Source organism: Tenacibaculum sp. Bg11-29, assembly GCF_002836595.1.
Classification (GTDB): domain Bacteria; phylum Bacteroidota; class Bacteroidia; order Flavobacteriales; family Flavobacteriaceae; genus Polaribacter.
This window is the reverse complement of sequence record NZ_PJBB01000003.1, coordinates 987,892-999,502: the sequence shown is the minus strand read 5'-3', so window position 1 is coordinate 999,502 and position 11,611 is coordinate 987,892. Positions and strand designations below refer to the sequence as shown.

Annotated in this window: 10 protein-coding genes; all 10 read left to right on the top strand. The window is 30.7% G+C overall.

Features of this window, described 5'->3' with window-relative positions; genetic code table 11:
* The first annotated feature begins 27 nt into the window (after positions 1-27).
* Positions 28-828 carry a LexA family transcriptional regulator gene (locus tag CXF68_RS04460; protein ID WP_028888326.1) on the top strand — a complete coding sequence of 267 codons (801 nt, stop codon included), beginning with the start codon at positions 28-30 and terminating at the stop codon, positions 826-828.
* A 7-nt stretch (positions 829-835) separates the two neighbouring features.
* Positions 836-1,456, top strand: coding sequence for a hypothetical protein (locus CXF68_RS04455; RefSeq protein WP_101043160.1), 621 nt, complete (start codon positions 836-838; stop codon positions 1,454-1,456).
* A gap of 377 nt (positions 1,457-1,833) precedes the next feature.
* The gene (locus tag CXF68_RS04450) at positions 1,834-2,064 is read left to right on the top strand and encodes a hypothetical protein (protein ID WP_101043159.1); all 231 of its coding nucleotides are present in this window, start codon (positions 1,834-1,836) and stop codon (positions 2,062-2,064) included.
* A 301-nt stretch (positions 2,065-2,365) separates the two neighbouring features.
* Positions 2,366-3,046: an alpha/beta fold hydrolase gene (locus CXF68_RS04445; RefSeq protein WP_101043158.1), complete on the top strand. Its 681-nt coding sequence runs from the start codon at positions 2,366-2,368 to the stop codon at positions 3,044-3,046.
* A gap of 71 nt (positions 3,047-3,117) precedes the next feature.
* Complete coding sequence (locus tag CXF68_RS04440; protein ID WP_232771609.1) at positions 3,118-4,215, top strand: AraC family transcriptional regulator; 1,098 nt, start codon at positions 3,118-3,120, stop codon at positions 4,213-4,215.
* Positions 4,216-4,354: 139 nt separating this feature from the next.
* Positions 4,355-6,691 carry a TonB-dependent receptor gene (locus tag CXF68_RS04435; RefSeq protein ID WP_101043156.1) on the top strand — a complete coding sequence of 779 codons (2,337 nt, stop codon included), beginning with the start codon at positions 4,355-4,357 and terminating at the stop codon, positions 6,689-6,691.
* A 378-nt stretch (positions 6,692-7,069) separates the two neighbouring features.
* Positions 7,070-7,762 (top strand): succinate dehydrogenase cytochrome b subunit, encoded by a 693-nt coding sequence (locus CXF68_RS04430; protein ID WP_101043155.1) that lies wholly within the window; start codon positions 7,070-7,072, stop codon positions 7,760-7,762.
* Between the two features lie 12 nt (positions 7,763-7,774).
* Positions 7,775-9,787 carry a fumarate reductase/succinate dehydrogenase flavoprotein subunit gene (locus CXF68_RS04425; RefSeq protein WP_101043154.1) on the top strand — a complete coding sequence of 671 codons (2,013 nt, stop codon included), beginning with the start codon at positions 7,775-7,777 and terminating at the stop codon, positions 9,785-9,787.
* 9 nt (positions 9,788-9,796) lie between these two features.
* Positions 9,797-10,543: a succinate dehydrogenase/fumarate reductase iron-sulfur subunit gene (locus CXF68_RS04420; RefSeq protein ID WP_028888333.1), complete on the top strand. Its 747-nt coding sequence runs from the start codon at positions 9,797-9,799 to the stop codon at positions 10,541-10,543.
* Between the two features lie 96 nt (positions 10,544-10,639).
* On the top strand, positions 10,640-11,563 hold the full coding sequence (locus CXF68_RS04415) for a M28 family peptidase (protein ID WP_101043153.1): 924 nt from the start codon (positions 10,640-10,642) through the stop codon (positions 11,561-11,563).
* Positions 11,564-11,611: the final 48 nt, after the last annotated feature.

Genomic DNA, 11,611 nt, shown 5'->3' with positions numbered 1-11,611 from the left:
TTTAACTTATTTTGAAATATAGCAGATATGGAGATCTCAGAAAAAATAACAACAATTAGAGACACTTTTAATTTAAATAATTTTTCTTTTTCAAAACGAATTGGCGTTACAGGAACCACTGTAGACAGCATAATTAATGGGAGACCACAGGCAGACGGAAGTAGAAAAAAGACCAAACCAGGGTATGATGTACTTACGGCTATTATCAATGAATTTAATATTAATCCTGATTATTTATTCGGAAAAAGTGAAGTAATGCTAACTTCTGACGTAAAAAATAATCCAACATATTCTGGAGTCCCACAAGTTGTTGCAGTAAATAACACAGGGAATGAAAATATAATATACGTACCTATACAAGCTAGAGCTGGTTATTTAACTGGCTATGGAGATTCAAATTACATAGAACAGCTACCATCTTTTAACATGCCCCACTTAAACAATGGTACTTTTCGCTGTTTTGAAGTACAAGGAAACTCTATGGTACGCACTTTTTTTGATGGTGATCTTGTTTTTGGTAAATACGTAGAAAGCCTTAGCGACATAAAAGATGGTCGTGTATACATTATTGTTACTAAAAATGATGGGATAGTACTAAAACGTGTGATTAATAGAATTAAAGAAAGAGGCAAACTTATTTTAAAAAGTGACAACAAAGATGGTAATTACCCTATGTACACTATAAATGCTGAGGAAATTATGGAAGTTTGGTATGTTACCATGTTCGCTTCTAAACAAATGCCTGAACCTGTTGACGTTTATGATAGATTACATGATTTAGAGAGTAAACTAGTAGAATTACAAGAACAAGTTAATAATAAAAACTAGTGCTTACATGTTAAAAAAACTTGTGCTCTTATTTATCCTCATAAGTACTTCGTCCTTTTCTCAATCTAATTGGCAAAAATTTAAAAAACTATCTCCTTCTAAAAGAATGTGGGTATTGTTCCATCCTTTTAAAGCGGAAAAAGCACAAATTATTTCGAAAGAAGCTTATAGAGTTGCCGACTCTATTAAAAACTCACCTTTATTAGATGGTGATGCTTCTGGCGGTCAAGTAGATGCTTTTCGTCATGCTTTTTGGATAGCTAGTCTAAGACAAGAAATAGGTAAAAATGCTGCACGTTCTTTAGGTAAAGCACACGAGAAGGAAAACTACAGAACCTACAAAAAAAACAAATTGGAAGATGGCACTATTCCTGATAAAATAGCCACAACTATGGATTTATTTAACAATGAAATTGGTCTTTCTTTAAGTAAAAATAACACTAAATCGTCTAAAATCGGCTTAATTTACAAGGTTATAAATGCTATTCATTCAGGAAAATTAAAAGTAATTAAAAAAGACAATAACGGTAATTTCTTAACCTGCAAGAATACATCTATCTCACAAGAGTCTTTAAAAGGAAAATGGAAAAATAATAAATGTTTAGTGAATTCTAATTATAAAAAATAGCTGCAAAAAGTATATTTTATTTCTTGCATTACGTGAACAGTTGATCTATGATAACCTGTGTTTTCAAAGTTAAAAAAACACATTTCCTATTTATATTAAACGGGTTACTCCTTATTAATAAAATCAAATAGTTATTACATTTTAAATCATTATCAATATAAAGAGGCTAGTTAGGAGTATTTAATCTGCTTTTTTCTTAATTTTTAGTTTATGCACTCCTCATCTAGTAATAGGTAAGTTTTAAAACAAAGAATACATCTAAGTTGTTCAGTTATAAGTAATATATTTCGAGAGTACTTTAACGAATAGACTCTACTACTTGACTGTAAAACATAATATTTTCACTATATTTAGTAGAATATTAAAATTTAAAATTTATGACAACTGCACTTGAAACCGATAAAACCACCACCAGATTAGAGATACGATATAAAAAACTTATTGAAAAATCTTCTAATTTTAAACCAATAAATAGAGACATCAGTAATTTAGCTTTATCTAAAGCAACACGCTTACTAGGGCGTATAAATAAAATAAAGCTAGGTATTAGTACTACGCTCAGAATTTCTGGTTCTTCGCTGAAATTATTAGCTAGTAATTTCAACTAATTGAGGCATTCTTAGTCATTAAATCAATAATAATTCGTCCACAATAAATTAAATTTAAATTATAATCTACTACCGAATTAAAAAGTTCTAAATAGGTTATTTACCATAATTATTTTTAATTATATATACCGTGGTGGTTGGCTGCTTGAATGAATTTCCTAAACTAATGAAATAACAAATATGTTACGTTATTTTTGTCTTCATAGTCGAAACTCCATAAAAACTAGTTGTTTTAATTAGTTTAATCTGTTGTTTTTTGTTTAATTGTAAATTTTAAAGATAATAAGAATTCAAATTTATAATGAGAAAGGTCTATTTTATTTCAGGAACCATGTGTACAATTGATTTATGGCAATTTGTTTTCCCTAACTTAAAAAACATCGCACCTATTCATATTGATATTACTTCGGCAACCTCTTTTGATGAAATAAATAACATTATCCATGCTAAAATTAAAGAACCCGCTATAATTGTCGGATTTTCTTTAGGAGGATTTTCTGCATTAAACTTTGCGGTTCATTATCCTGAAAGAATAAAAAAACTAGTAATTATTGCTGCAAATGTTAACGGATTAAATGAAAAGGAGATTCAATTACGAAAAAGTACTATTGATTTTTTAGAAACACACACGTATAAAGGAATCTCAAAACAAAGAATTCAAAAATTTTTACATCCCAGAAATTATAAAAATGAAGCAATTATATCTGTTATAAAAAAAATGGATACCGATTTAGGAAAACCTGTTTTAATTCGTCAATTAAAAGCCACCTCTTCTAGACTAAACATAGCTAAACAAGTTTCTGAATTACATATACCTATAGTATTTATTGCCGCTGAAAATGATCTATTCGCTTCAGCTACAATTTTAAAAGAATTCACCAACAAAACACATAAAGGAAAGTATCTTTTTGTTAAAAACTGTGGTCATATGATTCCTTTAGAAAAACCAAAAGAGCTTGCCACTTTGCTAAGTTTAATTTGATTTTCAATTTTTTTCTAATAACTTCGTTATTGCTTACATAAACCACAGAACATAGCTAACAAAAGATATTAATGAGCGGAATAAATTCATTCATACTAATTATTATATACGGCGCTCTAATTTTGCTTTCATTTCTATTAATCATAAACCCATTAAAAGTTAATAAAAAAGCAAATTTATGGTTTGGTGTATTTCTTTTTTTATGGTCTACTTTTTGGCTTGAGGAAATATTTATTCTAACAAACTTTAACATACTTAACGACACCCCATTAATACCGCTTCGACTCTTTCAGTTTTTAACACCTTTGGTCTTTTATTTTAGTATCGAATATTATTCAAATCCTGATTTTAAATTCAAAAAAAAAGAACTCATATACACAATCTTACCTTTAACATTCCTTATTGGTTTAATTATTCAAGATTATGACAAACACAACACCTTAATACCTTCTTTATTAAGTGCACTTATTATTATTCAAGCACTATATTTTACCATATACTCTTACATAAAGATTCAACATCACAAAAAAAGTATTCGCTTATTCTCCTCTAACACAAACGAAGTTGATCTTAAATGGATAGAGTATATTATTATTGCTATATTTTTACTTAGTATTTTTATTGGGATTTACAATTTAGTATTTGATGGCGAATATTTGAATTTAATGGCAAATATTGTATCGATACTAATTATATTTTTTGTTGCTTCAAACACACTTAAACAAAAAGAAATTTTTCTTTTAAATGAAAAAGAAAGAAATCTTATTATTAAAACAGAACAACAACCCACACCTAAAAAGAGGAAAATTATTTCAGATGAAAATTTAGCACTTACCAAATCTAAACTTATTGATGTTATGGAAAATAAAAAACCTTATCTCGATACAGAATTAACGCTGGTAAGCTTAGCTAAATTAATAGAAATTACCCCTCATCAACTTTCATATGTAATTAACGTAGGCTTCAACGAAAATTTCTTTTGGTTCGTTAATAGATACAGAGTACAAAGAGTAAAAGAATTGCTTTTAAACAAAGACTACAACCATATATCTATTCTTGGTATTGCATATGAATCTGGTTTCAACTCTAAAACTTCATTCAATACTACCTTTAAAAAAATTAGCACTCAAACACCTTCTGAATTCAAAAAAACTAGTTCTTCTTTATAAACACACACCATAAACAAACAACAAACACTTTAAAAACAAACGCTTGAGCCTTATTTAAAATTGGTTCGATTAGATAACTCAGAACATAAAAAACTAACAGTCGTACTAATTTTGTAACTCACATAAATTACGACTCAGAATGCATAAGTATATTCCAGTGCCCTTCTTTTTGTTTTTATCGTTTATTTTAAACGCCCAAAGTTTAACACAAAAGATTAAAGGAAAAGTAGTAGACACCTCCTCTCAACAACCAATTCCAGGTGTGTCAATAATAATTCTTAATACAAATCCATCCATAGGAGTTGTTTCTGATTTTGACGGAGCCTTTACGATTAAAAACGTACCTATTGGTCGATATGATTTAGAAATATCTCACATAGGTTATGAAGCAATCATAAAACCTGAAGTTGTTGTTACATCATCTAAAGAGGTTATATTGTCAATTGGGCTTACTGAAAACGCATACTCATTAGATGAGGTAGTTCTAAAACCTAGAGTTGCTAAAGAAAAACCAATTAACAAAATGGCAACGGTTAGTGCTCGAATGCTAAGTGTTGAAGAAGCAAATAGATACGCAGGAGGCTTTGATGACCCTGCTCGTTTAGCTTCCTCTTTTCCTGGTGTTTCTAGTAGTGTTGGTAATAACGCTATTGTGATAAGAGGTAATGCTCCAAAATTTTTACAATGGAAAATTGAAGGAGTAGAAATACCAAACCCTAATCATTTTGCAAACCTAGGTGTTTTTGGTGGTGGTGGACTAACAGCTTTAAGTAGTAATTTATTAGCCAATTCAGATTTTTACACAGGTGCTTTTCCTGCAGAATACAATAATGCACTGTCTGGTGTTTTTGATATTAGAATGCGAAAAGGTAATAATTCAAAACATGAACACAGTATAGAGGTTGGTGCTATTGGAATCGATTTTGCATCAGAAGGTCCTTTATCAAAAAAAAACAATTCTTCTTACTTAGTAAATTACAGATATTCTACATTAGCATTAATGTCATCGTTACTACCAGAAGATGCTAAGGGAACAAACTACCAAGATTTGTCTTTTAAATTAAATTTTCACACCAAAAAATCTGGTAAATTTTCTATTTGGGGAATTGGTCTACTAGATAAATCGGGAAGTTCACCAAAAACTAAAGTAAATGAACGTAACTATTATACAGATATTGAAAAACAAAAAGCAAAACAATACATGGGTGCGTTTGGAATAAATCATAAAATGATATTCAAAAATTTAGCCTATCTAAGTACTACTTTAGCAGTCTCTACAAATGGGTTAGACTTAAAAACGGATAGACTTGGAGACTCCTCAATATTACAACCAAAAAACAAAATAGATAATAGTAATTATAATATTACTTTTAAATCTTTCCTTAATAAAAAATTTAGCTCTAAACACACAAACAAAACAGGTGTCACCATAAGAGGTTTAGGTTATAATATCGATTTAAAAGAAGCTGAAGGTGGCACGAATAATCTAAAAACCATAGTTTCAGAAAATGGGTTTACCTCTTTAGTCTCTGCATACACAAACTCTTCTTTTTCCTTAAAAAATTGGAAAATAAACATAGGTGTAAATACTCAATTATTTACATTAAATAATAATTTTACAGTAGAACCTCGCCTTGGTTTAAGTTATCAATTAAACGAAAACAACAAATTAAGTTTTGGTTATGGCTTGCATAGTAGAATTGAAGCCTTGAATATTTATTTTGCCAATACAACAAACTCAACATCATTACAAGCTAACAGAGGTTTAGATTTTTCAAAAGCACATCATTTTGTGTTAGCATATGATTGGAACATTACAGAAAAGTTACATTTAAAAATCGAACCATATTATCAACACCTCTATAACATTCCTATTATTAAGAATAGTACTACTTCACTTTTAAACTTACAAAGCGATTGGTTTATTAATGATGCTTACATTAATTCAGGAAAAGGGAAGAATTACGGACTAGATTTAACATTAGAACAATATATTAATAATGGTTTTTATTATTTAATTTCTGGTTCTGTTTTTAATTCTAAATATAAAACAGATTCTGAAAAATGGTACAATACTCGTTACAATAAAAACTACTTATTTAATGTTTTGGTTGGTAAAGAGTTTAGAATTGGAAAGCATAAACAAAATTTACTTGGTGTAAATTTTAAATTAAGTTATCAAGGTGGTGATAGACATTCTATTATTGATCATGCTGCTTCTTTAGATAAAAAAGATGCTATTTACAATGAAACTACACCATTTACTGAACAAACTAGAGCTGGATTCATATCACACTTTACAGTTAATTATGAATGGTACAAAAAGAAAACAACACAAAAACTGTCGCTAAAGATTCTTAACGCAACAAACTTTAAAGAATACCAAGGACATCGTTATCATCTAAAAAACAATAAAGTAGAAGAACATAGAGAAGCTTTATTGATTCCAAACATTAGTTATAAAATATCATTCTAAAGTCTTTTTAAAAAATAACTTTTGTTGTAATTTAACATCTCCACTATTAAACATCAACAAAAGTTACTTTATCGTAGATTACAAAAAACAGTATTGATTTACTCTTTCCTTTCAAAATATTACTATTAAAGAAAGATAAAATTATAACTATAATTAATGCAAAAATCAGATTCAACTCAAAATTTGAGCTCGGTAGTGATTCTAATTTTTATTAATTTTGCGTCTCATGCGACACATCATTAAGTAACAAAAAAGCACTTAAAGCCACACCTCCCTATTTAAACCCATTCTAAATATTTAATAAAAAAATTCCTAAAGTTTGTGCAACTACCTCGTACCGCTTAAATTTGTATTATTATACTTTAATAAACAAAAAAAATAATGGGATTATTAAAATCTTCTATTGGAAGAAAATTTGCCATGGCACTTTCGGCGTTCTTCTTGATGTTCTTCTTATTACAACATTTTGCAATAAACATCACCTCAATTTTTCCAGACAATGGAGCAACGTTTAACAAGTTATCTCATTTTATGGGAACCAATCCGTTAATACAATACGTTATGCAACCTGTCTTAATTTTTGGTGTAGTTTTTCACTTTGTAATGGGATTCGTCTTAGAATTAAAAAACAAAAGTGCGCAAAAAATAAGCTATGCTAAAAACAACGGAGCAGCAAATTCTACTTGGATGAGTAGAAATATGATTTGGTCTGGTGCAGCAATTTTAGCTTTCGTAGTATTACACTTTATCGATTTTTGGTTTCCAGAAATCAACACCAAATTTATTCAGGGTGATATGTCTGGTCTTATTGACCCTAATGTAGCTGATAGCGGACTTAGATATTACGAAGAATTACAACACAAGTTTGTTAACCCTATTAGAGTAATTGCTTATATAATAGCATTTGTATTTTTAGCATTACACTTATTACACGGGTTTACTTCGGCTTTCCAATCAGTTGGAGCAAACAATAAATACACTAAAGGATTGAAAACATTCTGTAAGATTTATGCAATTGGGTTACCAGTTGGATTTATCATTATTGCATTATTTCACCATTTCAATCATTAATACGAAACAAGTATGGCTTTAGATTCAAAAGTACCAAAAGGTCCAATTAAAGATAAATGGACAGATTATAAAAATCATATTGATTTAGTAAATCCTGCCAACAAACGTAACATTGATGTTATTGTAGTTGGTACAGGTTTAGCGGGTGGTTCTGCTTCAGCAACTTTAGCTGAATTAGGCTATAACGTTAAAGCATTTGCTTATCAAGATTCTCCTCGTAGAGCACACTCAATTGCAGCACAAGGAGGAATTAATGCAGCAAAAAACTATCAAGGTGATGGTGATTCTTTTTACCGATTATTTTATGATACTGTAAAAGGTGGAGATTACCGTTCACGTGAAGCAAACGTACATCGTTTAGCTGAGGTTTCTGCAAATATTATTGATCAATGTGTAGCACAAGGAGTTCCTTTTGCACGTGATTATGGTGGTTTATTAGACAATCGTTCATTTGGTGGAGTTTTAGTTTCTAGAACTTTTTATGCGAAAGGACAAACAGGTCAACAATTATTATTAGGTGCATATTCTGCTATGAACCGTCAAATTGCTCGTGGTAAGATTGAAATGTTCAATCGTCATGAAATGTTAGATGTTGTAAAAGTAGATGGGAAAGCTCGTGGAATTATTGCTCGTAATTTAATTACTGGTGAAATTGAACGTCACTCTGCACACGCCGTTGTAATTGCTTCTGGTGGATACGGAAATGTATATTTCTTATCAACCAACGCAATGGGTTCAAACGCAACTGCAGCTTGGAAAATTCATAAAAAAGGAGCATATTTCGCAAACCCTTGTTATACACAAATTCACCCAACTTGTATTCCTCGTTCAGGAGATTACCAGTCTAAGTTAACGTTAATGTCAGAATCATTACGTAACGATGGTCGTATTTGGGTACCAAAAAATATGGAGGATGTGATGGCAATTCGTGAAGGTCGTAAAAAACCAACTGAATTAACTGAAGATCAAAGAGATTATTACTTAGAAAGAAGATATCCTGCATTTGGTAACTTAGTACCTCGTGATGTTGCCTCTCGTGCAGCAAAAGAGCGTTGTGATGCTGGTTATGGAGTAAATGCAACTGGAGAAGCTGTTTACTTAGATTTTAAATCTGCGATTAGTCGTTACGGTACAGAACAAGCAAAAATTCAGAACATATCAAACCCTTCTGAAACAAAGGTGTATGACTTAGGACAAGCTATCGTTGAAGAAAAATACGGTAACTTATTCCAAATGTATGAGAAAATTGTGGATGACAATCCATATGAAACTCCAATGATGATTTATCCTGCAACACACTACACAATGGGTGGTGTTTGGGTTGATTATAACTTAATGACAACAGTTGATGGGTTGTACTGTATTGGTGAAGCAAACTTCTCTGATCATGGTGCCAACCGTTTAGGAGCTTCTGCTTTAATGCAAGGTTTAGCTGATGGATATTTTGTATTACCTTATACTATTGGAGATTATTTATCTAACGATATTCGTACAGGAAAAATACCTACTGATACTAAAGAATTTGATGAAGCAGAAAAAGAAGTTACAGAACGCATTAATTTCTTCATTAATAACAAAGGAGAACATTCTGTAGATTTTTACCATAAGAAATTAGGTAAGATCATGTGGGAAAAATGTGGAATGGCTCGTAACGAACAAGGTTTAAAAGAAGCAATGGCTGAAATTAAGGCCTTACGTGAGGATTTCTGGAAAAACGTAACTGTACCTGGTGATGCAAACGAAATGAATCCTGAATTAGAAAAAGCTGGAAGAGTAGCAGATTTCTTAGAGTTAGGAGAATTATTTGCAAAGGACGCATTAGATAGAAACGAATCTTGTGGAGGTCACTTTAGAGAAGAATCTGTTGAGTTAGATGGATTACAAAAAGGAGAAGCAAAACGTAATGATAAAGATTATGCATATGTTTCGGCTTGGGAGTATAAAGGAGAACCTGCAGATGCAGTTTTACATAAAGAAGAATTAGAGTTTAACGATATTGAATTGAAACAACGTTCATATAAATAAGAAAGTATTATGAATCTTACTTTAAAAGTTTGGCGTCAAAAAAACGCAAGTGATAAAGGAAAAATGGTCGATTACCAAGTAGCCGACATTTCTGAGCATATGTCTTTCTTAGAAATGATGGATGTGCTTAACGAGCAAATAATTAATTTAGGTGATGAGCCTGTTGCTTTTGATCATGACTGTCGTGAAGGAATTTGCGGTATGTGTTCAATGTATATTAATGGTGAAGCTCACGGACCTGATAGAGGTGTAACAACATGTCAATTGCACATGCGTTCATTTAAAGATGGTGATACAATTACAATTGAGCCATTTAGAGCAGCTGCATTTCCTGTGATTAAAGATTTAGTTGTTGATAGAACTTCTTTTGAAAGAATTCAACAATCTGGTGGATATATTTCTGTAAATACTTCAGGAAATACGCAAGACGCGAACTCAATTCCTATTTCTAAAGAAGCAGCAGATAAAGCAATGGATGCTGCAACTTGTATTGGTTGTGGTGCTTGTGTAGCTACTTGTAAAAATTCATCGGCAATGTTATTTGTAGGAGCTAAAGTGAGTCAATACGCTTTATTACCTCAAGGACAAGTTGAAGCTACAGATCGTGTATTAAACATGGTAGCTCAAATGGATGCTGAAGGTTTTGGTAACTGTACAAATACAGGAGCTTGTGAAGTTGAATGCCCGAAAGGAATTTCATTAGAAAACATTGCTCGTATGAATACTGAGTTTATGAAAGCTAGTTTAAAAGGATAAAAATTGATTTAATAAATCAATTTCTTAAATAAAAAAACCTAGGCAAAATGCTTAGGTTTTTTTATTTAATTTAGCCTTAAATTTATTTAGTTACATATGAAGACATTACCTTTTTTAATTATAGTTATTTTAAGTGCATTTGTAATTTCTTGTAAATCAGAAACAGAAAAGACTGCACCTCTTGTATATGAGTTTACAACAAATTTAATATTAGATGATATTAAAAAATTATCATCTGATGAGTTTGAAGGTAGAAAGACATCAACTTTAGGAGCAACAAAAGCTAGAGATTATATAAAAGAACGCTTTAAGAAATTGAATGTAACACCACTTCTTGAAAACTTCGAACAACCTTTCTCTTTTATTGAAGGCACAAAAACCTATAGTGCTGTTAACATTTTAGGTCTAATTAAAGGTACAGAACATACAGATAAATACGTTGTGTTATCTGCTCATTACGATCATTTAGGAATCATAGATGGAAAAACTTTTAATGGTGCTGATGATAATGCTTCTGGTGTTGCTGCCTTATTTGCATTTGCTGAATATTTTAAAAGTCACCCTCCAAAACACAATGTTATATTGGCATCTTTTGATGCTGAAGAGTTAGGTTTAAAAGGAGCTTACCATTTTGCAGATAATTCGATAATTGATTTAAATAAAATTGTCTTGAATTTAAATTTTGATATGATCTCGAGAAGTGATAATAAAGAACTATATGCTGTAGGAACTCGATATTCTCAACCCCTTAAAGAAACGATATCTTCTTTTAATAATGTAGGTGAGGTTAATTTAGTTATAGGTCATGAAGGTTTGGATAACTTAGATGATTGGACAAGTTCTAGCGACCATGCTGCATTTTACAAAAAAAATATTCCATTTGTATATTTTGGTGTACCAGATCACAAGGATTATCATAAATCTACTGATGTTTATGAAAGTATAGATCAACAATTTACAATAGATGCTATTCAAACATTATTAACCGTTTTTACACAACTAGATGCTAAGAAATTGTAATATTAAAATCTATTAATCATTATTAAAAAACTCAAGCGATGGCTTGAG

Coding starts and splice junctions, on each gene's coding strand:
- CXF68_RS04460 (WP_028888326.1), top strand. CDS start 28: ATGGAGATCTCAGAAAAAATAACAACAATTAGAGACACTTTTAATTTA.
- CXF68_RS04455 (WP_101043160.1), top strand. CDS start 836: ATGTTAAAAAAACTTGTGCTCTTATTTATCCTCATAAGTACTTCGTCC.
- CXF68_RS04450 (WP_101043159.1), top strand. CDS start 1,834: ATGACAACTGCACTTGAAACCGATAAAACCACCACCAGATTAGAGATA.
- CXF68_RS04445 (WP_101043158.1), top strand. CDS start 2,366: ATGAGAAAGGTCTATTTTATTTCAGGAACCATGTGTACAATTGATTTA.
- CXF68_RS04440 (WP_232771609.1), top strand. CDS start 3,118: ATGAGCGGAATAAATTCATTCATACTAATTATTATATACGGCGCTCTA.
- CXF68_RS04435 (WP_101043156.1), top strand. CDS start 4,355: ATGCATAAGTATATTCCAGTGCCCTTCTTTTTGTTTTTATCGTTTATT.
- CXF68_RS04425 (WP_101043154.1), top strand. CDS start 7,775: ATGGCTTTAGATTCAAAAGTACCAAAAGGTCCAATTAAAGATAAATGG.
- CXF68_RS04420 (WP_028888333.1), top strand. CDS start 9,797: ATGAATCTTACTTTAAAAGTTTGGCGTCAAAAAAACGCAAGTGATAAA.
- CXF68_RS04415 (WP_101043153.1), top strand. CDS start 10,640: ATGAAGACATTACCTTTTTTAATTATAGTTATTTTAAGTGCATTTGTA.